This is a genomic window from Pantoea cypripedii (assembly GCF_002095535.1).
Taxonomy (GTDB): domain Bacteria; phylum Pseudomonadota; class Gammaproteobacteria; order Enterobacterales; family Enterobacteriaceae; genus Pantoea; species Pantoea cypripedii.
This window is the reverse complement of sequence record NZ_MLJI01000001.1, coordinates 1,624,550-1,644,929: the sequence shown is the minus strand read 5'-3', so window position 1 is coordinate 1,644,929 and position 20,380 is coordinate 1,624,550. Positions and strand designations below refer to the sequence as shown.

Below are 20,380 nucleotides of genomic sequence, written 5' to 3'. Positions count from 1 at the left end.
TTAATGCTCCTTGTGCAGCAGCTGTTCGAGCTGCGCCTGCAATAGCGCCACGGTCTCTTCCAGTTGCGTAACCCGGGCCTCAAGACCCGGATGGTCTGATTCGCCTGCCGGTTCGGCTGTGTCCACCACGTCCCCGCCAAACAGATGCATATAACGACTTTCGCGCTTACCCGGCTCACGCGCCAGCCGCACCACCATCGGGCCATCTTCCCGGCTGAGCAAATCATTCAGGGTCTGTTCAACTTCATTCATATCACTGAATTCATGCAAGCGGCCACTGCGGGTGCGCAGCTCCCCGGGGGTCTGCGCACCGCGTAAAAACAACAATGTCAGCACTGCCACCTCGGCGCTGCTGAGTTGCAGATTGCCAAAAGCTGAGTTGCAGAATCGTTGTTCATATTTACTGACACGCTGACCGAAACCGTTGTTCGAGGTGACCAGATGTTTTTTCACCAGCTCATCCAGTTGTGACTGCACATCGCTTTCGCTCAGGTTCATCACCGGTTCGCGGTTGGATTTCTGATTGCAGGCAGTGACCACGCCATTGAGAGACAGTGGGTATTGATCCGGGGTAGTCACCTGCTTTTCCAGCAGGCAACCCATCACGCGCAGCGCCTGCGCCGATAAAGCCATTTTCATCGCATTGTTCCCTTTTTTATGATCCGCGGCGGTCCGGGGTCCACTCGCGCCAGGTCAGCGCTGTCAGAACATGGTCCTGCCAGCGGCCATCGATCAACAGGTAATCTTTGGCATAACCCTCTTTTTCAAAGCCCAGTCGCGCCAGCAGATCGCCGCTGCGCTGATTGTGTGGCATATAGTTGGCCATAATCCGGTGCATATGCTGCTGACGTTGCATATAGCGAATCGCGCTCTGCAATGCTTCAAACATCAGCCCCTGCCCCTGCCACTTTTCACCCAGTGAATAACCAAGATAACAGGCATGGAACGAACCGCGTAGTACGTTGCTAAAGTTGGCAACACCCCGCACTTCGCGTTCTTCCTGATCCATCAACACAAAATAGAATGCCGAACCTTGCTTATGCATGTCGGCAATCAATCCCAAACGCGCCTGCCAGCCAGACGGATAACAATGGCTTTCATCACGTACCGGTTCCCAGGGCTTGAGAAACACGCGGTTTTCCGCATAGTAATCAGCCAGCCGCCAGGCATCACGCTCATGAACTAAACGGACCACCAAACGATCGGTAGTGAGACGCACGCGCGGCCCAGCAGAACGATAGCCAAACATCTTGACTCCTGAAATCCATGGCTTAAGAAGGAAGTACGCCAGCGGCGTTATATCTCACTATAACCGCCACCCCGCCTGCGGTAAAACCCCGCATCCTGTTCCCGGGAATTCATCCTTAATCAGGATAAATTTTCTTACCGCTTCGATGAAAAAATATCATCCTGATAATCCTGTTTTTCTGCCGTGCAGCGGCAGAAAATAGACCAACTGGTCTCCTTTTTCCTTTCTTACTTGCTCAGGATTTAGCATGTCTCGGGTTGCGCGGGCACGACGCCTCGGTAAAACATTTTTATTAGTGGATAACATGCTGGTGGTGTTGGGATTTTTTGTGGTATTTCCCCTCATTTCCATTCACTTCGTCGAACAACTCGGCTGGGCTGCGTTGATGGTCGGCATTGCCCTCGGTCTGCGCCAGTTTGTACAGCAGGGTTTTGGCATCTTTGGTGGCGCCATTGCAGACCGTTTTGGCGCACGTCCCCTGATCGTCACCGGCATGTTAATGCGTGCGGCAGGCTTCGCCTGTATGGCCCTCGCCCATGAGCCCTGGCTACTGTGGCTGGCTTGCTTGCTGTCCGGGCTCGGGGGCACGCTGTTCGATCCACCACGCAGCGCCATGGTGGTGAAGCTGGTGAGAGCGCGTGAACGTGGCCGCTTCTTTTCACTGCTGATGATGCAGGACAGCGCGGGCGCGGTGCTGGGTGCGCTGATTGGCAGCTGGTTGCTGGCGTGGGACTTCCGTCTGGTGTGCTGGGTGGGCGCGGCGGTGTTCGTCAGCGCGGCGTTATTCAATGCCATCTGGTTACCGGCCTGGCGTATCTCCACCGAGCGCATTGCCATGCGTGAAGGCATGCAGCGGGTCTGGCAGGACAAACGTTTTCGCCTGTATGTTCTGACGCTGACCGGTTATTACATTCTTGCGGTGCAGGTGATGCTGATGTTGCCGGTGATGGTGAACCAGGTCGCAGGTGCTCCGGCGGCGGTGAAATGGATGTACGCCATCGAAGCGTTGCTGTCGCTCAGCCTGCTCTATCCACTGGCGCGCTGGAGTGAAAAACGTTTCCGTCTCGAAACACGCCTGATGGCCGGGCTGTTTTTGATGACCCTCAGCCTGTTACCGGTTGGCCTGACCACCACCCTGCCGTCACTGTTCTTCCTGATCGCCGTGTTCTATCTCGGCTCCATCATCGCGGAACCGGCGCGTGAGACCCTGAGCGCCTCGCTCGCCAGCGCACGCGCACGCGGCAGCTATATGGGTTTCAGCCGCCTCGGGCTGGCACTGGGCGGCCTGATTGGCTATTCCGGCGGTGGCTGGATGTTCGATTTAGGCCAGCAACTGTCGCTGCCGGAATTACCCTGGATGCTGCTCAGTACCGTGGGTGGCGTGACGCTGCTGGCCCTGTGGTGGCAATTCCAGCCACGCGCAGTGGCTCCGGCGCTTTTCAGCAGCTGATTTGCCCCTGCCGCCTTTCTCTCCCATACTTCCCGCACGCCGATAGAAAAAGGGTGACGCCAGTCACCCTGATAATCACAGGAGAAACGGGATGAAACTCTACATCTACGATCACTGCCCTTTCTGCGTCAAAGCACGCATGATTTTTGGGCTGAAGAATCTGCCAATCGAGCTGGTGGTGATGCTCAATGATGACGAGAACACACCGAAGAAACTGATTGGTCAGAAGATGGCCCCCATCCTGCAAAAAGCCGATGGCAGCGCAATGCCGGAAAGCCTGGATATTGTTCGTCTGGTGGACAAGCAGGACGGTGAACCGCTGCTGAATGGCAAAGCCAATCCGGCCATCAGCGAATGGCTGCGTCGGGTTAATGGTTACGTCAACAAGTTGCTGCTCCCCCGTATCGCCGACGCGGCCTTCGCTGAGTTCGCCACACCGGAAGCCCGTAGCTATTTCCGCGAGAAAAAACAGGCCAACATTGGCGACTTCAGTGAACTGCGCAAACACGCCCCCGGACTGATCAAAAACATCAGTGACGATTTGCGTCAGTTGGATAAGTTAATCGTCAAACCGAATGCGGTGAACGGCGAGCTTTCGGAAGATGATATCCATCTGTTTCCGCTGTTACGTTCCTTAACGCTGGTATCCGGTATCGAATGGCCCAGCCGCGTGGCCGATTATCGCGACAATATGGCGAAGCAAACCCAGGTTAACCTGCTCTCTTCTATCGCCGCCTGATCCTGGCAATGAGAGGCGCACCGGCGCTTCTCATCTCTCTCCTGGTGACACCCGCCCCTGATTCAGGCACGCTATGCCTCGTTTGCCGTATCGTTCAGGATGAGGAAAGTATGAAGAAGGCGTTTTCCGGGCTACTGGCCCTGTTGTTTGCCGTGCTGTTGACCGGCTGTAACCAATTAACGCAGTACACCATCAGCGAGCAGGAAGTGAATCAGGCGCTGCAAAAGCACAATAACTTCGAGAAAGATGTTGGCGTCTCCGGGCTGGTGAATGCCCATATTGTGCTGAGCGATTTAAGCAGCCAGATTGGCCGTGAAGAACCGGGCAAAATCACCCTGACAGGCAAAGCCACGATCAATGTCAGTTCTTTATTTGGCCCACAGCAGGCCGAGATGCAGCTCAAAATGAAGGCGCAGCCGGTATTTAACCCGCAGCAGGGCGCGATTTACCTGCATGATCTGGAGATTGTGGATGCCCAGGTCCAGCCGGAAAAAATGGCGTCGATCATGAAAACGCTGACGCCCTATCTGAATGAATCGCTGAAGCGTTACTTCAATGAAAAACCCGCTTATGTGCTGAGCGAAGATCGCAGCAAAGGCGAAGCGCTGGCGAAGAAATTCGCGAAAGGTCTGGAAGTTAAACCCGGCCAGTTGGTGATCCCTTTTACTGATTAATCCCGGTAACCGCGCCTGCTATGGCGCGGTTTTGCTTCAGACGCATAAAATCCCGTGCAAACGGTTGCCCAAATCCTTATGCTTACTCCCCGGCCTAAACGTGCCTTTCGTTTTCTACTCAGCCGGAGCCTTTTGAATGACAGCCCAACCCCAGCAAATCACGATTCGCCGCCCTGACGACTGGCATATTCATCTGCGCGATGGCGCGATGCTACAAGCCGTGTTGCCTTACACCAGTGCGGTAAACGGTCGTGCCATTGTCATGCCAAACCTGGTTCCGCCGGTGACCAGCGTTGATGCTGCCGTGGCCTATCGCGATCGTATCCTTGCGGCCTTACCCGCCGGGCATGCCTTTACACCGCTGATGACCTGCTATCTTACCGACTCTCTCGACCCGGATGAGATCGAACAGGGCTTCCGTGCTGGCGTCTTCACCGCCGCAAAACTTTATCCCGCCCACGCAACCACCAACTCCAGCCATGGCGTAACCAATATTGCTTCCATCGCCCGCGTGCTGGAGCGTATGCAGCAGATCGGTATGCCGATGTTGGTACACGGTGAAGTGACAGATGCGCACATTGATATTTTTGACCGTGAAGCACGTTTTATTGAGACGGTGTTGCACCCGCTGCGCCAGCAGTTCCCGGGGTTGAAAGTGGTGATGGAACACATCACCACCAAAGAAGCGGCAGAATATCTGGCGGCGGGCAATGAACTGCTCGGCGCCACCATTACGCCACAGCATCTGATGTTTAACCGCAACCATATGCTGGTCGGCGGTGTGCGTCCGCATCTGTATTGCCTGCCAATCCTGAAACGTAATATCCACCAGGAAGCGTTACGTAAACTGGTCGCAAGCGGTAATCGTCGTGTGTTCCTCGGCACCGATACTGCTCCACATCTGCGCCATCTGAAAGAAGCCAGCTGCGGATGTGCGGGTGTATTCAACGCTCCAACCTCGCTGCCCGCTTACGCCACGGTGTTTGAAGAACTGGATGCGCTGCAGCATTTCGAAGCGTTCTGTTCCGAAAATGGCCCGAACTTCTATGGCCTGCCGCTGAATGAAGGGACACTGACGCTGGTGCGTGAACCCTGGACAGTCGAACAGAGCGTGACTGTAGCCGACGATACCCTGGTGCCTTTCCTTGCTGGAGAGACCCTGAACTGGCGCGTAACCGCCTGATGTGATGATGCTTGCCTTCGGAATAAACATACTGTACAAATAGCCAGTATATTATTCCGGAGGTGTTTATGCGTGTTGAAATTACCGTAGCAAAAACTCAACCCCTTCCTGCTGGCGCCCTGGATGCGCTGAGCGCCGAACTGACCCGCCGTATCAGCCGGGATTTTCCCGACGACGAACATCATGTCAAAATCCGTTACGCCAGCGGTAATCAGCTCAGCGTATTTGGCGGCTGCAAAGAAAATCGCGAACGTATCAGTGATATTTTGCAGGAAACCTGGGAAAGTGCTGACGACTGGTTTATTACCGATTAACCGCCACTGCGCAGTTTTGCCGGGTTTCGCCACCCGGCTTTTTTGTTTTTATTTCTCCCTCGCCAGACAAAGTCACTGCATCTAAAATCATCATTAACGCCCCCTATTGTTGCACCCGCCATGCTAACAGGAGATGTTTTACCCATGACTCACGATAAACCGGAAGAGGCAATGACATTTGGCGAATTGCTGGCGTTAATTGGTGAACAGCAACGCCGCTTAACTGTGCTGGAAAATGCCTTTGCCAATCTGACATTCTGTCTTGATGATCGTGCCAGCCAGTTACTGGTGCACAATCTTTTGCTTGAAGCGCAAAACCAGAACCACGACACGCAGTTACAGCAGCAATTTGCCCATCTGGCCGAAGAAATTAAGAAATGCAGCGGTGAAAAACCAGATGATTTACAGGGTTAAAATCAGTCCTTAATCGGTTCCAGAGTTCTCCTAAAGTCAGGTAACTTTGCTGCCGATAACCTGATTAGTGCGACTTTACATTCGCAGCTTCAAATGCCCGTAAGCGTGGGCGATTTATTATTTTTTAAAAGCGTATTTTAAAAGCATTTATTTTTGCGCAGATTTTGAGCACCACACTTTTTAACTATTGTACCGTTCGTTTCATGTTATAATTATCCCGCTAGTGCAAGAACAGCCGCATTGAACCTCAAGAAGCACTTCGTTTAACGAGTAAAAAGGAGGTTATAATGGACAGAAATAAAGACGTCATCCAGACTCATCCATTAGTCGGATGGGACATTAGCACTGTAGACAGTTATGACGCCATGATGATCCGCCTGCACTCGCTATCATCGCAGGATCAGAAAGAAGAAGACGCAGATGTTGGTCCTACCTACTGGCTAACCACCGATGTGGCGAGACAGTTTATCTCCATACTCGAAGCTGGCATTGCAAAGATAGAGTCCACAGAGCAATACCAACGCGATAACCAAAAGCATTAATTTCTTCGATCGCGTGAAAGGGCACCCCAAAGGGTGCCTTTTTCATGGGCGCTATCTTTTGCTATGCTGCTGAAAAAATTCACCGTTTTTCAGGAGTGATGTCGTATGGTTTATGATCTGATTGTGGTTGGCAGTGGTTCCGTTGGCGCAGCTGCCGGATTCTATGCAACTCAGGCGGGCTTATCGGTATTAATGATCGATAGCGCTCACCCACCGCATACTCAGGGCACCCATCACGGTGAAACGCGATTGATCCGTCACGCCTATGGTGAAGGTGAACGCTATGTCCCGCTGGTGCTGCGTGCCCAGACATTATGGGACGAACTGGAACACCAGAGTGGTGAACGCATCATGCACCGCAGTGGCATTCTCAATCTTGCCCCGATCTCGTCCACCTTTATTCAGAATGTCATCGACAGCGCACGCGCCTGGAAATTGGATGTGCAAATCCTGCAGGCAGATGAGGTGCGTAAACGCTGGCCTCAGTTCACCGTGCCAGATGGCTATATTGGCGTGTTTGAACCCCATTCCGGTTTTCTTAAATGTGAACAGGCGGTACGTAGCTGGGTGCAGCTGGCAGAGCAGGCAGGTTGCGCTCAGCTGTTTAACTGTCCGGTGACACAAATCGGTCGGGATGGCGACCTGCAACAGGTCACCACCAGCGAGGGAGAGTTTCGGGCACGCAAACTGCTGATCAGCGCCGGTACCTGGGTCAGCCATCTGGTGGCGGATTTACCCGTTACGCCCGTGCGCAAAGTGTTTGCCTGGTATCAGGCTGATGGTCGTTACAGTGAGAACAACCAATTTCCTGGCTTTACCGTGGAGATGAATGACGGCAGTCATTTCTACGGTTTCCCGGCAGACAATAACGCACTCAAGGTAGGACGTCATGATGGTGGTCAGATCATGCAGACCCCTGCCGATCGTAAACCTTTTGGTAGCGTCGCCGCCGATGGCAGTGAAGCTTTCAGCTTTTTACGTCATTTCCTGCCGGGTATCGGCGTCTGTTTACATGGCGAAGCCTGTAGCTACGACAATACACCTGACGAAGACTTCATCATTGACACCCTGCCTGCTGAACCCAACCGTTTAATCATTACCGGCTTAAGCGGGCATGGTTTTAAATTTGCCAGCGTGCTGGGTGAACTGGCCAGTGAATTTGCCCAGGACAAACCCTTTTCCTTTGATATTACCCCCTTCTCTCTGGCGCGTTTTTCCTGATTGGCCTAGGCCGCCGCAGCCACAGTGGCGGCCTTATTGACACCCGCAGACATAAGCTGACAAAAGTTTAATCTTCGCGCTGAATAAAAGCGCAAAAGGTGTAGTAATTAAACCTGCTTCTTTCACCCACCCGCTTCACCATGAAGTTATTCAATATTTCTGAGCGGCAGGCAGTTATAACGCCATAAATCCCGAACAGTTATTTCTTTATTTATAGAAAAGTAAGTCTGATTGATCTTCTATTTCAAAATATGGATTCTCATTGCTACTTATTTCTGTTTTGAGACTTCAAAAGATGTGGCGTAATTCTCCACAGCGGTTTGGTGCCGTCTCCATCTTATTACACTGGCTAATGGCTCTGGCTATCTATGGCATGTTCGCGCTCGGATTATGGATGGTCGGGCTGGGCTACTACGACGGCTGGTATCATACCGCCCCCGAAATTCATAAAAGCATTGGCATCCTGTTGTTTAGCGCGTTGCTGATCCGTCTGGCATGGCGCTTTTTATCACCGCCGCCCGCCCCGCTGGACAGTTACTCCATCCCGGTGCGTCTCTCGGCCATAGCGGCGCATTGGCTGTTATATACCCTGCTGTTGGCCATTCTGCTCAGCGGTTATCTGATTTCCACTGCGGATGGCAAACCGATTTCTTTATTTGGCTGGTTTGAAGTGCCGGCGTTACTGGCAGGAGCGGCTGAACAGGCTGACATCGCCGGTGATATCCACCTCTGGCTGGCCTGGGCGGTGGTGACGCTCTCGGTGTTACACGGACTGGCTGCCCTCAAACATCATTTTATCGATCGTGATATCACGCTGAAAAGGATGCTGGGTTACCGCATCCCGTTAACCTCTGAAAAGGAAAAGTAACATGCTTAAGAAAACACGGCTGGTGCTCGCGGGTGCAGCTTTACTGGCTGCCAGCCTGTCGGCCAATGCCGCTGAGTACAAATTTGATAAGCAGGGTCAGCACGCTTTTGTGCAGTTCCGTATTCAGCATCTCGGCTACAGCTGGCTGTACGGCAGTTTTAAAGATTTCGATGGTAGCTTTACCTTTGATGAGGGTAATCCGGCGGCGGATAAGGTCAATGTCACCATCAATACCAATAGCCTCGATACCAATCATGCCGAACGAGATAAACATCTGCGCAGCGCTGATTTCCTCAATACCGGCAAGTTTCCACAGGCCACCTTTGCCTCCACTGCCGTCAGTAAAGAGGGCAAAGCGTATAAAATTATCGGCGATCTGACACTTAATGGGGTGACGAAACCTATCACGCTGGATGCACGCCTAATCGGTGAAGGTAAAGATCCCTGGGGCGGTTATCGTGCCGGATTTGAAGCCAGCGGGGAGATCGTACTGAAGGAATTCAATATCAATAAAGACTTAGGACCCGCTTCGCAAAAAGCAGAATTGATTATTTCTGTTGAGGGTGTACGCCAGTAGTACACGGGCAGCCTGCACACAGGGCAGGCTGCCCGCGGATTATTTCTTCTCTGGCAGCGGAATCGCCATGGTCATATTCAGCAAACCGCGTGACTTGTTGAAGACCTTGTTGCCATTTTCGCGACCAGCGCGGCGAGCGCGTTGTTCCTCAGGCGACAATTTTGACTCTTCCATACAGACCGGGCTGCAGCAATTGAGGAATTTCTCGGCGCAGCTCGGACACTGAATAAACAGCAGATGGCAGCCATCATTGATGCAGTTGGTATGGGTATCGCAAGGCACACCGCACTGGTGGCAGTGAGACAACACATCATCAGAGATACGCTCGCCCATGCGCTCATCAAAAACAAAGTTTTTGCCTTTGAAACGCACCGGTAAACCCTGCTCGCGTGCACGGCGGGTGTATTCGATGATGCCGCCTTCGATGTGATAAACATCATCAAAGCCGTTGTGCTTCATCCAGGCACTGGCTTTTTCGCAGCGAATGCCGCCGGTGCAGTACATGACGATCTTTTTGTCTTTCTGATCTTGCAGCATATCAACCGCCATCGGCAGCTGATCGCGGAAGGTATCTGCCGGCACTTCCAGCGCATTATCGAAATGCCCCACTTCAAATTCATAGTGGTTACGCATATCAACAAATATCGCGTCCGGATCGTCCAGCATGGCGTTAACATCAGCAGCTTTCAGATAGTTACCCACCGCGCTGGCATCAAAGCTGGTATCGTCAATACCATCCGCCACAATGCGATCGCGCACTTTCAGGCGCAATACCCAGAAAGATTTGCCATCATCATCCAGCGCAATATTCATCCGCAGGTTATTCAGCGCCGGATCGAAACCATACAGAAACGCTTTCATGCTTTCATACTGGCTGGCGGGCACGCTGATTTGCGCGTTAATACCTTCCTGGGCGACGTAAACGCGGCCAAACACCTTGAGTTGGGTTAACCCAATATATAAAGCATCACGAAACGCTTTAGGATCGGCAATCTGGAAATATTTATAAAAAGAGACCGTGGTGCGCGGCTCGGTTTCAGCCAACATGCGCGCCTTCAGCTCTTTATTGGAAACAAGGTTATGTAACACTGGCATGGTGTTCGTTCCTGTTATCAATCGGGAAAAATGAGCGCGCATATGATACCTGAATTCATCACAATGCAAAGCCTTTGCTGCGAATATCCAGTTGGAGTGACCCGTGACGCAAAACTGCGCGGTAATTATATTTTAATGCGCTTGCCAGATTTCTCTTATCCACTGGAGGTCTATGCTTGATTTCAGTCAGAGAGAAAAAATGGCACAATAGCGGCAAATAACAGGAACCGGTACCTCTGGTACAAGACGCAGGATACTGACATTTCAATGACTCAACTTCCCCAATTTTCCCGTGAACTCCTTCATCCGCGCTACTGGCTCACCTGGCTGGGCATCGGTCTTCTCTATTTACTGGTGCTGCTGCCCTACCCGGTTTTGTACGTTATCGGTTGTGGTTTAGGTCGTATTGCCATGCGTTTTCTGAAACGTCGCGTCAAAATTGCGCAACGTAATCTGGAGCTTTGCTTTCCCGCTATGCCGGTCAGCGAACGTGATGCCATGGTGAAACACAACTTTGAATCTGTTGGCATGGGGCTGATTGAGACCGGCATCGCCTGGTTCTGGCCAGACTGGCGCATTCGCAAATGGGTCAGCTGCACCGGGCTGGAGCATATTGACTCTTCCCTGGCTGCCGGACGTGGCATTCTGCTGATCGGCATGCATTTTCTTACCCTGGAACTCGGCGCGCGCGTCTTTGGTATGCACAACCCAGGGATTGGCGTGTACCGACCGAATGACAACAAGTTGCTCGACTGGCTGCAAACCTGGGGCCGGATGCGTTCCAATAAAAGCATGCTGGATCGCAAAGATCTGAAAGGCATGATCCGTGCGATGAAAAACAACGACATCATCTGGTATGCGCCGGACCACGATTACGGCCCGCGCAGCAGTGTTTTTGCGCCTTTTTTCGCCGTTAAGGATGCGGCCACCACTACTGGCACGCATATGTTGATTCGCCTGGGGAATCCCAGCGTGGTGCCATTTCTGGTACAGCGTCTGCCCAACCGTCGTGGTTACGAGATGAAGATCATGCCGGATATTCGCGACAAATTCTCGCTGGAGAACGAACTCGACACCGCAATTTGCATGAATAAGGTGGTTGAGGAGAGCGTGTTACTGGCCCCGGAACAATACATGTGGCTGCACCGTCGTTTCAAAACGCGCCCGGAAGGTGAACCTTCACGCTATTAATGTGAAGCGGGACACACTACGTGTCCCGCCTCGCTTATCATCAAATTTTCCTTAATTCATGACATTATCCGCTAATATCTGGCGAAAACTGTACCAATCTGAATTAAAGCTCACGCATATTCTTAGGCCATTTAAATCTGGAGTCAGAGCTAACGAAAACCAGAAAATGATGGCATCTGGTGAAGCCCGCAGGCTATTAATAAACGCGTCCACCTCCATCTTATTGATTTATTCCCTTACAGCTAAAGAAAATCTTATCGATCACATCATAGGCCTGTGGATCTGAATTTTTTTGATTCCAGGCATATTCCTATTTAATATTGTTGAATTCTTTGAGTTCGCTAATCAATACAGAAAAATTAACTTAATTTACAAGGTATTATCTTAACACTTGCCTTACTTATTACGTTTCTAAAAAAGATACACCCTCCTTATATCTTTATGGAATTTGTTCGCAAAATCGATTCCAGTTAGTTTCATTTATGAGAGTTAGTTCAATAACTGCTCAAGAAAAATAAAAAGATTACACACAGCACATATACCGCAGGAACCCATAATATGAATAAAGGCATCTATTATTATGTGACGGTCAGTACCGATCAGGATAATTATCACCTGTTACACCGCAAAGAGTGTAAACGTCTGCCGGAAAAGGAGGATATGGTTTTTATCGGTACGCTCTATAATTTAAATCAGGCTTTATCGATTGCGCGTATTAATTTTAAAAAGGTGAAACCCTGTATTAAATGCTGTATTCGTTACTCTGCTCCTGTTATTCGTGAATCTGTACGCCCTGTGCTGCATTTTCCACAGAAGATGCACTGACCCGTCCGGGCGGATGTTTCACCTCATCCGCCCGGACGTTATTCCTCCCTTCCCTGCTCATTTTTCGTCTATCCTTCTCTGAAATCCCTATTCAACAGGCAAGGAGATCGCGATGAGCATGTTTACCACCTTAGAAGAAGCCATCGAAGCAGCGCGTGAGGAGTTTCTCGCCAGCCAGCCGGGGCTGGATGCGGGAGATGCGCTCGTCAGCCAGTTTGCCCTGCAAAAATATGTCATGCAGGATGGCGACATCATGTGGCAGGCTGAATTTTTTGCTGATGAAGATGAGCAAGGCGAGTGTCTGCCAATTCGTAGTGGCGAAGCGGCTCAGGCGATTTTTGACGGTGATTTCGAGGAAATCGAGCTACGCCAGGAATGGCAGTCAGAAAATACCCTGCACGAATGGGATGAAGGTGAATTTCAGCTCGAACCGCCGGAGGATACCGAAGAAGGTGAAGCCGCAGCGGCTGAGTGGGATGACGACAACAGTGACTCTGACCGCTGGGCGTAGACCTTATTCGTAGGGACCGTGATGGGCATCCACCGGTAACAGCAGCGTGTCCATCACTAATGACAGCGGCAAGTCGAGGATGGTCAGCATGCGCCATGCGCCATCACGCACATCCCACTGCACACCCGGGTAGTATTGATTACCGTGTCCCTGACCGGGCACGGTACGACTGATGATGCTGCCACACCCACTTAGCAAAATGATGGCGGCACCGACGACGGTTAATTTAAGGAAACGATTCACAACAATTACTCACAATGGACTGGCGTTATTTTAACCGTCAGCGCGGGTGAATAACTACACCTGACAGCGTAAAGATTGCGTTAGTCAGAACAGTCTTGCCCGTTAATCGTACTGCAACGATAAAAAAAGCCGCTATCGCGACACGATAGCGGCTTTTATCTCCCGGCTTAATCAGCCAGCATCACGCTTCATCAATGCTGCTGGAGTGCCAGTGGGTTTAACTTCAGCTTCTGATAGCTTTCCACCCACGGATGATATTTCTCAGCACTTTCCCACAAGCGCGTATGGACACGCGCCAGCACCACCGGATCGCTAATCAGCTGCAGGCGCTGTTCACGATTCAGTTTTTCTGGTGCATCGCTTAACGCCTGATCCACCCGGCAATCGCGCGCATGCTCCAGCAAGGTGCTGTGTAAATGGCGTGAGGTTGCCATGGCCGTCGCCAGCGCGTTAAATGCCGGATTAAACAGCGCATGCATAAAGCCGTTTTTCAGCGCACGTTCACGGTTCAATTGCAGGTAGTTGTCGGTATCCACCAGCTCTTTCGGCGGATCGTACTCTTCCGGGATCAGGAACAACTTCGCACGTTTGCTTTTCAGACCGATGGTTGCACGGCTCGACATTACAGACACGAACGGCGACAGAATCAGCGAGAAGACAATCGGCGACAGCCACCACAGGAAGTTCAGATCCAACAGGCCCATGCCCGCAGCCCAGACAATACCCAGCAGCATTTGCGAACCGTGACGACGGAAGGCTTCGCTCCAGGGGGTAGCATCATCGTCGCGCTGCGGAGAGTTCCACACCACTTCCCAGCCAAGGAACGCACTGACCACAAACACGGTATGGAACAGCATGCGCACCGGTGCCAGCAGTACCGAGAACAACATCTCCAGCAACAGCGAGAAAAATAGCCGCACTGCCCCGCCATACGGTTTTGCGCCTTTGAACCAAATCAGCACCACGCTGAGTAGTTTCGGCAGGAACAACAGAACCAGGGTGGTGGAGAACAGCGCAATCGCCAGGTCCGGACGCCACTGCGGCCACACCGGGAACAACTGCCGCGGCTGCAGGAAGTAGGTCGGTTCCATTAGCGTATGCACCACCTGCAAGGCGGTGGAGAGCGCCAGGAACATAAACCACAGCGGAGCCGAAAGATATGACATCACACCGGTCAGGAACACCGCACGATGCACCGGGTGCATCCCTTTCACCAGGAACAGGCGGAAGTTCATCAGGTTACCGTGACACCAGCGACGGTCACGCTTCAGCTCATCCAGCAGGTTCGGCGGCAACTCCTCGTAGGACCCCGGCAGATCGTAGGCAATCCATACGCCCCAACCGGCACGACGCATCAGCGCCGCTTCAACGAAGTCATGCGACAGAATCGAACCGGCAAAGGAGCCCTCGCCCGGCAGCGGTGCCAGCGCACAGTGCTCAATAAAGGGTTTCACACGAATGATGGCGTTATGGCCCCAGTAGTGTGATTCCCCCAATTGCCAGAAGTGCAGACCCGCGGTAAACAGCGGACCGTAGACGCGGGTAGCAAACTGCTGACAGCGCGCATACAGCGTATCCATGCCAGACGCTTTCGGTGATGACTGGATAATACCGGCCTTCGGATTCGCTTCCATCATGCGCACCAGACCGGTAAGACATTCACCGCTCATCACGCTGTCAGCGTCCAGCACCACCATATAGCTATAGTTGCTTCCCCAGCGACGGCAGAAGTCATCAATGTTGCCGCTTTTACGTTTCACACGACGACGACGACGGCGATAGAAAATCTTACCCGCGCCCCCGACATCACGCACCAGCTCCATCCAGGCTTTCTGTTCCGCAATAGCGATATCGGCATCGTAGCTATCGCTGAGGATGTAAACGTCAAAGTGTTCCGCATTGCCGGTACGCTTGACCGATTCCCAGGTCGCACGCAGGCCCGCGAAAACACGTTCCACATCTTCATTACAGATCGGCATGATCAGCGCCGTACGATGTTCCGGGTTCAGCGGTTCATCGCCTGACGTTGAGTAAGAGATGCTGTACTTATCACGGCCAATCAGCAACTGCAGGAAGCCCATTAGCGCGGTCCAGAAACCGGCGGAGACCCAGCAGAACAAGATGGCGAACAGGAACAGAATGCCGGTCTGCAAAATGTACGGCAGAATTAATTCCACCGACTGCAACCAGTTCTGGTTGAACAGCTCCATGGGATCGAGCAGCGTCCAGCCCTGGTACGGCAAAATGGTTTTCATGTACCAGGTGGCGATCACGGTCTGCAACAGCGTCAGAATCAGCAGCACATAACGACGCATCGAACCCACGTGACGCCACTTCTCTTCCACTTTCTGCTCTTCGTCCGTGGTGACGCGCGGCGCAGACTTACGCCCGCGCATCGAATCCCAGGCACGGGCAATCGGGTTGGTACGCCAGGCTTCCGGGAACATCAGCGAACGCTTCACCTTCGGCATCGCCTTCAGTATGGTGCGATCGAGATAATCCTTGCCCAGTTGCTGGCCGTCAGCCAGTGAATCTGGCCAGGCCATTTGCACACGGGACGACACCGATTTTAACGGCGCGTCATCCGGGCGCTCACTGGCGGCAACATCATGCCCCAGTGACGTATGAATAGCGTGGAACGCCTGGGCATTTTGTAGCGATGCACTCAGGCGGGCACGACCTGCCGCATCGAGCGGCAGGGCTTCCACGTAAGATTGAGGTGTAAAAGTCGAGTTATTCATTGGCAGGTAACTGATAGCTCCAGGTTTCCGTCAATGTTTTGTCACCGCTAACCAGCGCCGCACGCATTTCCGTCGGCTGCTTGTTATCTTTCACACGCAGGCGCAATACCAGACGCCAGCCTTTGGTCACCGGGTTGTAACGTACGCTCTGTTCAACCACTTCGGCGTTATTACCAACGCTGACCTGCGGGGCAACCTGGGTGTTTTCCGGCAGTTTGCTCATCGCTCTGCCGACAAAATCGACGGTAAAGGCGATGCTGCCATCCGGCTGACGCACAAGGTTTGACTGCTTCACATCACCCGCTGAACGCAGGGTATCTTTCACCCAGGCAACATCGTCGGAATGCAGCAGGTTTTCGTCACGGGTAAAGTGCAGACGATACTGGAAACTCATCTCTTTGCCCGGTTCGGCCAGTTTTTCTGGCGTCCAGAAAGCCACGATATTGTCGTTGGTTTCATCGGCCGTTGGGATCTCCACCAACTCGACATGGCCTTTGCCCCAGTCACCTAACGGCTCTACCCAGCCGCTCGGGCGCAGGTCATAGCGATCGTCAAGATCCTGATAATGGCTGAAATCGCGGCCACGCTGCAGCAAACCAAAACCTTTCGGGTTTTCGATGGTGAAAGTACTCACCGCCAGATGTTTCGGGTTATTCAGCGGACGCCAAATCCACTCGCCGTTACCGGCGTGGATGGAAAGCCCATTAGAATCATGCAATTCCTGACGGAAATTGCTCACCGGCGACGGCTGATTTGCGCCAAACAGGAACATACTGGTCAGTGGAGCGATACCCAGTTTGCCGACATTGTCACGCAGATAAATTTTTGACTGCACATCAACGGTCGACTCTTTACCCGGACGCACCACGAAACGATACGCACCAGAAGCGCGAGGCGAATCCAGCAAGGCGTAGATCACCAGTTGCTTGTCCTGCGGTTTTGGCCGCTCGATCCAGAATTCTTTAAAGCGCGGGAACTCTTCGCCCGATGGCAGCGCCGTATCGATCGCCAGGCCACGCGCCGACAGACCATAAACCTGGCCCGCCCCGATCACGCGGAAGTAGCTGGCACCGAGGAAGCTGGTGATCTCGTCGTTTTTACCCTTTTCGTTCAGCGGATAAAGTACTTTAAATCCGGCAAAACCAAGGTTTTTCACCGCGTCAGCGTCATGCTTGACGTTGCCGAAGTTGAAATAGTCCGGGTTGTACTTGATTTCACGTACCGTATTGGCCGTTACTTCGTTGATTTTCACCGGCGTATCGAAATACATCCCCTGGTGATAAAACTCCAGTTTGAACGGTGTACGCAATTTGCCCCAGTAAGCTTTATCGTGGTTAAACTGGATCTGCTGATAATCAGCATATTTCATTTCACGAAACTGAGAGGGTAAGTTGCTCTTAGGCGCTTCAAAGCTTTTCCCTGCCAGGGCCTGAGCCTGTTTTGCTACATCATCAAGGTTGAACGCCCAACTATTGTTCGCGTACAACGCCAGCAGAACTGCTGCACCAACCCAGCGCATCTTCATCAGTCCGGCTTTATTTTTCACTATATTCAGCACATCCCCCCCTTTCGTGTGCTTAGATCAAACCCGCATATCTTAAAGGATTATTCGTTTTTCCGACAGCGTATGTAAACGAATGTTCCCTCTATTTGTAAGTGGAAAATGCGCTTTTCGGATTATTAAACGATACAGAATCTACTGATAGTATACCCTGTTTACAGCCGGTAGAATTTTACTCCGGCATAATCCGGTTTCAGGGCGAAGCCGGCCAGGACACAGACAATTGGATGCTTATGACTGCAGCAAAATCCGAACGCGAATATTTTCTCGATTCGATTCGAGCTTATTTAATGTTATTGGGCGTGCCTTTCCACGTTTCCCTGATTTACTCCACACAAAGATGGTCAGTAAATAGCCAGGATGCCTCCATGTGGCTGACGGTGTTGAATGATTTTATTCACGCCTTCCGCATGCAGGTGTTCTTCGTCATCTCTGGTTATTTTTCCTACATGCTTTATCTGCGCTATCAGCCGCAGCGCTGGCTGAAGGTCCGCCTGGAGCGCGTGGGCATACCGTTGCTGACCGCCGTGCCGCTCATCACTTTGCCGCAGTTTTTTATGCTAAAAAACCTCACGGACAAAGTAGGAGATTGGGACAGCTTCACCCTGTACCAGAAATACAATGCGCTGGTGTGGGACCTGATCTCCCATCTGTGGTTTCTGGTGGTGTTGGTGATCCTCACCACGCTGGGGATGCTCACCTTCCGCTGGCTGCGTAGCCAGCACCGTCAAATTGATTACAACCGGGTTGGCTGGGGCAAACTGACGCTGGCCCTGCTGGCGTGGGCGCTGTTGTGGTGTGTGTTCCGTCGTCTCATTTTTACCTTCCAGCCCAACTGGCTGATGGACGGCCTGTTCAGCACCGCCGTGATGCAAAGCCTGTTCTTCCTGCCGTTTTTCATGCTGGGCGCGCTGAGCTGGAAACATCCGCCACTCAAAGCGTTATTTGTCCGTTTTAATCCGGTGATGTGCTTTGGGGCAATCGCGGTGTTTGTCGCCTACAGCCTGAATCAACGCTTTAGCAGCGGTGATGGCTGGTTGTATGAAATCGACGACGTGATTTCGACCCTGATGGGCCTGTGCATGCTGAACGTCTGCTTCTGCTTCGGGCATAAACTGCTGAACAGCCACTCACCGCGCATCATGTATCTGGTGAATGCCTCACTGTTTATTTACCTGGTGCACCACCCGCTCACCCTGTTGTACGGCATTTTTATCACTCCGTTGATCAGCAACGATACCCTGGGCTTCTTCCTCGGCCTGTTGATGGTGTTTGGCGTGGCATTTGCGCTATATGAAATCCATCTGCGTATTCCGTTGCTGCGTTTCCTGTTCTCCGGGAAACCACAGCGCAAATAATCATCGGGCCAGCTTAGCTGGCCCGTTTTACTTACAGCAACCACTCAATCGGCAAGCGCCACACCAGCCGTACCAGCAAGCGCTGTACCCAGGTAGATTGCGGTTCATGAATATGCACCACTTCACCCGCCTCTTCCGGATATTCCACCCAGTTCACCCGGCCCCAGCCATCAAGTCGTAAGGTCCAGGCGCGATCGCGCATCCCCTGAATAAAGCGCTGATGGGTACGTTGCGCCAGCTCGTCACTTTCAATCACCAGCCCCATTTCGGTATTCAGCACCGCAGAGCGCGGGTCGAAATTAAACGAGCCGATAAAGACTTTACGATTATCCACGGTAAAGGTTTTGGCGTGCAGGCTGGAGCCAGAGTTACCGGTCAACCCACGGTCATGCGGGGCCTCGCTGGCATTGGCCTGCGGCTTCAGTTCATACAAGGCAATGCCGTGCCGCAGTAGCTTCTTACGCCAGCGCGCATATCCGGCATGCACCACGCTGACGTCATTGGCAGCCAGCGAATTGGTCAGCACGGCGATTTTTACTCCGCGCCGTTTCAGCGCCAGCAACTGCGCCACCCCGGCGCGCGTCGGCACGAAATAAGCCGAGATGATGTCGAATTGCTGTTGCGGCGTGCCAATCACCTCCAGCATACGCTGTGGCAGCAGGGAAGAACGCTTCGCTTTCCCCAGCCCTTTGCGTGGGTCATCGCTTAATAAACGCGTGGCCGCCCAGGTCATACTCAGCGTCCCTTCCGCCATCTGGCTGACAAAAGAAGAGTGTTCCAGCCGGGCCATATACCGCAACACCGCTTCGCTGTGCTGCCAGGCGGTGGGCAACCGTACCGCCTGACGTCCATCGTGATCGACTTCCACCACGCAGTGCAACGGCGACACCGCTTTGCTGTGCCAGTAACGATTGAAATCGTGCCCCACCTCCTCCACCACCGGGCCGATCGCCAGCACATCCAAATCGGTAAACAGGGGTTCATCGCCGGTACCAAAATACTCGTCGCCGATATTACGCCCTCCGACCAGGGTCGCGGCACCATCCACCGTCAGGCTTTTATTATGCATACGGCGATTGAGCCGGGCGAAGTCGGTCAGATAGCCGAGCATACGCAACGTGCGAAACGAGAAGGGATTGAACAGCCGGACAGAAATGTTGGGATGGCGCTCCAGCTCGGCGAGGGTCTCATCCAGCCCCGGAGTATTGTTATCATCCAGTAGCAGGCGCACTTTAACGCCGCGCTCTGCCGCGTCCAGCAGTGCGCTAAACAGCAGGCGGCCCGACATGTCGTTATGCCAGATGTAATACTGCACATCCAGCGTGCGCCGGGCCATGCCCATCAATAAATAACGTGCGGCAAATGCGTCCAGCCCATCGTTGAGGGGATGAATACCACTCATGCCCGGATGTGGCGCACAGCGGGCATCAATGATTTCATTGAGCCAGTTTTGGTCTTTTTCCGCAGAATCACGCGGTGCGGCTTCGCTCATACAGGATCCCTGAAACTCATCATATTCTTATTGTTGGAGGCCGCATCGCGCATCGCAATCAGAGGCGTCCGGTAACAGTTGCTGGCCCGCTGTTAATTTAGTCTAGACTTAGCGAAACGTTCTGCATTCGGC

Annotated in this window: 21 protein-coding genes; 14 read left to right on the top strand and 7 right to left on the bottom strand. The window is 52.7% G+C overall.

All coding sequences use genetic code 11. The features are described from left to right. The gene (locus HA50_RS07655; RefSeq protein ID WP_084873863.1) at nucleotides 1–639 is read right to left on the bottom strand and encodes a DUF480 domain-containing protein; all 639 of its coding nucleotides are present in this window, start codon (nucleotides 637–639) and stop codon (nucleotides 1–3) included. 16 nt (nucleotides 640–655) lie between these two features. After that, nucleotides 656–1,249: a ribosomal protein S5-alanine N-acetyltransferase gene (rimJ, locus tag HA50_RS07650; protein WP_084873862.1), complete on the bottom strand. Its 594-nt coding sequence runs from the start codon at nucleotides 1,247–1,249 to the stop codon at nucleotides 656–658. Nucleotides 1,250–1,496: 247 nt separating this feature from the next. On the opposite strand from rimJ, the gene mdtH reads away from it, so the two are divergent. The 10 genes from mdtH to HA50_RS07600 all read left to right on the top strand — a co-directional run bounded on the left by mdtH (nucleotide 1,497) and on the right by HA50_RS07600 (nucleotide 9,231). Beyond that, nucleotides 1,497–2,699 (top strand): multidrug efflux MFS transporter MdtH, encoded by a 1,203-nt coding sequence (gene mdtH / locus HA50_RS07645; RefSeq protein WP_084873861.1) that lies wholly within the window; start codon nucleotides 1,497–1,499, stop codon nucleotides 2,697–2,699. Nucleotides 2,700–2,790: 91 nt separating this feature from the next. Next, nucleotides 2,791–3,438, top strand: coding sequence for a glutaredoxin 2 (gene grxB / locus HA50_RS07640; RefSeq protein ID WP_084873860.1), 648 nt, complete (start codon nucleotides 2,791–2,793; stop codon nucleotides 3,436–3,438). A 110-nt stretch (nucleotides 3,439–3,548) separates the two neighbouring features. Further along, nucleotides 3,549–4,112 carry a lipoprotein gene (locus tag HA50_RS07635; protein ID WP_084873859.1) on the top strand — a complete coding sequence of 188 codons (564 nt, stop codon included), beginning with the start codon at nucleotides 3,549–3,551 and terminating at the stop codon, nucleotides 4,110–4,112. 136 nt (nucleotides 4,113–4,248) lie between these two features. Further along, nucleotides 4,249–5,295: a dihydroorotase gene (gene pyrC, locus HA50_RS07630; RefSeq protein ID WP_084873858.1), complete on the top strand. Its 1,047-nt coding sequence runs from the start codon at nucleotides 4,249–4,251 to the stop codon at nucleotides 5,293–5,295. A 68-nt stretch (nucleotides 5,296–5,363) separates the two neighbouring features. Next, a complete protein-coding gene (gene dinI / locus HA50_RS07625) occupies nucleotides 5,364–5,609 on the top strand; it encodes a DNA damage-inducible protein I (RefSeq protein ID WP_084873857.1) in 246 nt (81 codons plus the stop codon). Nucleotides 5,610–5,753: 144 nt separating this feature from the next. Continuing rightward, nucleotides 5,754–6,023 (top strand): hypothetical protein, encoded by a 270-nt coding sequence (locus tag HA50_RS07620; RefSeq protein ID WP_084873856.1) that lies wholly within the window; start codon nucleotides 5,754–5,756, stop codon nucleotides 6,021–6,023. 287 nt (nucleotides 6,024–6,310) lie between these two features. Further along, a complete protein-coding gene (gene bssS / locus HA50_RS07615) occupies nucleotides 6,311–6,565 on the top strand; it encodes a biofilm formation regulator BssS (RefSeq protein ID WP_084873855.1) in 255 nt (84 codons plus the stop codon). A 105-nt stretch (nucleotides 6,566–6,670) separates the two neighbouring features. Further along, complete coding sequence (gene solA, locus HA50_RS07610) at nucleotides 6,671–7,786, top strand: N-methyl-L-tryptophan oxidase (RefSeq protein WP_084873854.1); 1,116 nt, start codon at nucleotides 6,671–6,673, stop codon at nucleotides 7,784–7,786. 295 nt (nucleotides 7,787–8,081) lie between these two features. After that, a complete protein-coding gene (locus tag HA50_RS07605) occupies nucleotides 8,082–8,654 on the top strand; it encodes a cytochrome b (RefSeq protein WP_084873853.1) in 573 nt (190 codons plus the stop codon). Between the two features lies 1 nt (nucleotide 8,655). Continuing rightward, a complete protein-coding gene (locus HA50_RS07600; protein WP_084873852.1) occupies nucleotides 8,656–9,231 on the top strand; it encodes a YceI family protein in 576 nt (191 codons plus the stop codon). Nucleotides 9,232–9,270: 39 nt separating this feature from the next. Here HA50_RS07600 and trhO read toward each other — a convergent pair whose 3' ends face one another. Further along, entirely contained in the window at nucleotides 9,271–10,326 is a 1,056-nt protein-coding gene (trhO, locus tag HA50_RS07595; protein ID WP_084873851.1) for an oxygen-dependent tRNA uridine(34) hydroxylase TrhO, read from the bottom strand. Between the two features lie 267 nt (nucleotides 10,327–10,593). Between trhO and HA50_RS07590 the strand changes: the two genes are divergently transcribed. From HA50_RS07590 to HA50_RS07580, 3 genes are all read left to right on the top strand, one after another. Next, a complete protein-coding gene (locus HA50_RS07590; RefSeq protein ID WP_084873850.1) occupies nucleotides 10,594–11,517 on the top strand; it encodes a Kdo(2)-lipid IV(A) acyltransferase in 924 nt (307 codons plus the stop codon). Nucleotides 11,518–12,075: 558 nt separating this feature from the next. Further along, the gene (locus tag HA50_RS07585) at nucleotides 12,076–12,342 is read left to right on the top strand and encodes a hypothetical protein (RefSeq protein WP_021186040.1); all 267 of its coding nucleotides are present in this window, start codon (nucleotides 12,076–12,078) and stop codon (nucleotides 12,340–12,342) included. 112 nt (nucleotides 12,343–12,454) lie between these two features. Then, on the top strand, nucleotides 12,455–12,853 hold the full coding sequence (locus tag HA50_RS07580) for a MysB family protein (protein ID WP_084873849.1): 399 nt from the start codon (nucleotides 12,455–12,457) through the stop codon (nucleotides 12,851–12,853). Between the two features lie 3 nt (nucleotides 12,854–12,856). Here HA50_RS07580 and HA50_RS07575 read toward each other — a convergent pair whose 3' ends face one another. From HA50_RS07575 to HA50_RS07565, 3 genes are all read right to left on the bottom strand, one after another. Continuing rightward, complete coding sequence (locus HA50_RS07575) at nucleotides 12,857–13,096, bottom strand: YceK/YidQ family lipoprotein (protein ID WP_013508619.1); 240 nt, start codon at nucleotides 13,094–13,096, stop codon at nucleotides 12,857–12,859. Nucleotides 13,097–13,287: 191 nt separating this feature from the next. Further along, on the bottom strand, nucleotides 13,288–15,837 hold the full coding sequence (gene mdoH / locus HA50_RS07570; RefSeq protein WP_084873848.1) for a glucans biosynthesis glucosyltransferase MdoH: 2,550 nt from the start codon (nucleotides 15,835–15,837) through the stop codon (nucleotides 13,288–13,290). Then, nucleotides 15,830–17,365, bottom strand: a complete 1,536-nt coding sequence (locus HA50_RS07565) for a glucan biosynthesis protein G (protein ID WP_208617309.1) — start codon at nucleotides 17,363–17,365, stop codon at nucleotides 15,830–15,832. Before HA50_RS07565 ends, mdoH begins: the two co-directional genes overlap by 8 nt. 266 nt (nucleotides 17,366–17,631) lie before the next feature. Here HA50_RS07565 and mdoC point away from each other — a divergent pair, with 266 nt between their 5' ends. Beyond that, on the top strand, nucleotides 17,632–18,756 hold the full coding sequence (gene mdoC, locus HA50_RS07560) for a glucans biosynthesis protein MdoC (protein WP_084878411.1): 1,125 nt from the start codon (nucleotides 17,632–17,634) through the stop codon (nucleotides 18,754–18,756). Nucleotides 18,757–18,787: 31 nt separating this feature from the next. Here the strand turns inward: mdoC and HA50_RS07555 are convergent, their stop codons facing one another. Continuing rightward, a complete protein-coding gene (locus HA50_RS07555; RefSeq protein ID WP_084873846.1) occupies nucleotides 18,788–20,248 on the bottom strand; it encodes a phospholipase D family protein in 1,461 nt (486 codons plus the stop codon). Nucleotides 20,249–20,380: the final 132 nt, after the last annotated feature.

What these genes read in the sequence shown, in the direction of transcription:
- mdoH (WP_084873848.1), bottom strand. Translation starts at nt 15,837, where the DNA reads ATGAATAACTCGACTTTTACACCTCAATCTTACGTGGAAGCCCTGCCG.
- HA50_RS07580 (WP_084873849.1), top strand. Translation starts at nt 12,455, where the DNA reads ATGAGCATGTTTACCACCTTAGAAGAAGCCATCGAAGCAGCGCGTGAG.
- HA50_RS07635 (WP_084873859.1), top strand. Translation starts at nt 3,549, where the DNA reads ATGAAGAAGGCGTTTTCCGGGCTACTGGCCCTGTTGTTTGCCGTGCTG.
- rimJ (WP_084873862.1), bottom strand. Translation starts at nt 1,249, where the DNA reads ATGTTTGGCTATCGTTCTGCTGGGCCGCGCGTGCGTCTCACTACCGAT.
- HA50_RS07605 (WP_084873853.1), top strand. Translation starts at nt 8,082, where the DNA reads ATGTGGCGTAATTCTCCACAGCGGTTTGGTGCCGTCTCCATCTTATTA.
- HA50_RS07620 (WP_084873856.1), top strand. Translation starts at nt 5,754, where the DNA reads ATGACTCACGATAAACCGGAAGAGGCAATGACATTTGGCGAATTGCTG.
- dinI (WP_084873857.1), top strand. Translation starts at nt 5,364, where the DNA reads ATGCGTGTTGAAATTACCGTAGCAAAAACTCAACCCCTTCCTGCTGGC.
- HA50_RS07585 (WP_021186040.1), top strand. Translation starts at nt 12,076, where the DNA reads ATGAATAAAGGCATCTATTATTATGTGACGGTCAGTACCGATCAGGAT.
- HA50_RS07655 (WP_084873863.1), bottom strand. Translation starts at nt 639, where the DNA reads ATGAAAATGGCTTTATCGGCGCAGGCGCTGCGCGTGATGGGTTGCCTG.
- pyrC (WP_084873858.1), top strand. Translation starts at nt 4,249, where the DNA reads ATGACAGCCCAACCCCAGCAAATCACGATTCGCCGCCCTGACGACTGG.
- grxB (WP_084873860.1), top strand. Translation starts at nt 2,791, where the DNA reads ATGAAACTCTACATCTACGATCACTGCCCTTTCTGCGTCAAAGCACGC.
- trhO (WP_084873851.1), bottom strand. Translation starts at nt 10,326, where the DNA reads ATGCCAGTGTTACATAACCTTGTTTCCAATAAAGAGCTGAAGGCGCGC.
- mdoC (WP_084878411.1), top strand. Translation starts at nt 17,632, where the DNA reads ATGACTGCAGCAAAATCCGAACGCGAATATTTTCTCGATTCGATTCGA.
- solA (WP_084873854.1), top strand. Translation starts at nt 6,671, where the DNA reads ATGGTTTATGATCTGATTGTGGTTGGCAGTGGTTCCGTTGGCGCAGCT.
- bssS (WP_084873855.1), top strand. Translation starts at nt 6,311, where the DNA reads ATGGACAGAAATAAAGACGTCATCCAGACTCATCCATTAGTCGGATGG.
- HA50_RS07590 (WP_084873850.1), top strand. Translation starts at nt 10,594, where the DNA reads ATGACTCAACTTCCCCAATTTTCCCGTGAACTCCTTCATCCGCGCTAC.
- HA50_RS07600 (WP_084873852.1), top strand. Translation starts at nt 8,656, where the DNA reads ATGCTTAAGAAAACACGGCTGGTGCTCGCGGGTGCAGCTTTACTGGCT.
- mdtH (WP_084873861.1), top strand. Translation starts at nt 1,497, where the DNA reads ATGTCTCGGGTTGCGCGGGCACGACGCCTCGGTAAAACATTTTTATTA.
- HA50_RS07555 (WP_084873846.1), bottom strand. Translation starts at nt 20,248, where the DNA reads ATGAGCGAAGCCGCACCGCGTGATTCTGCGGAAAAAGACCAAAACTGG.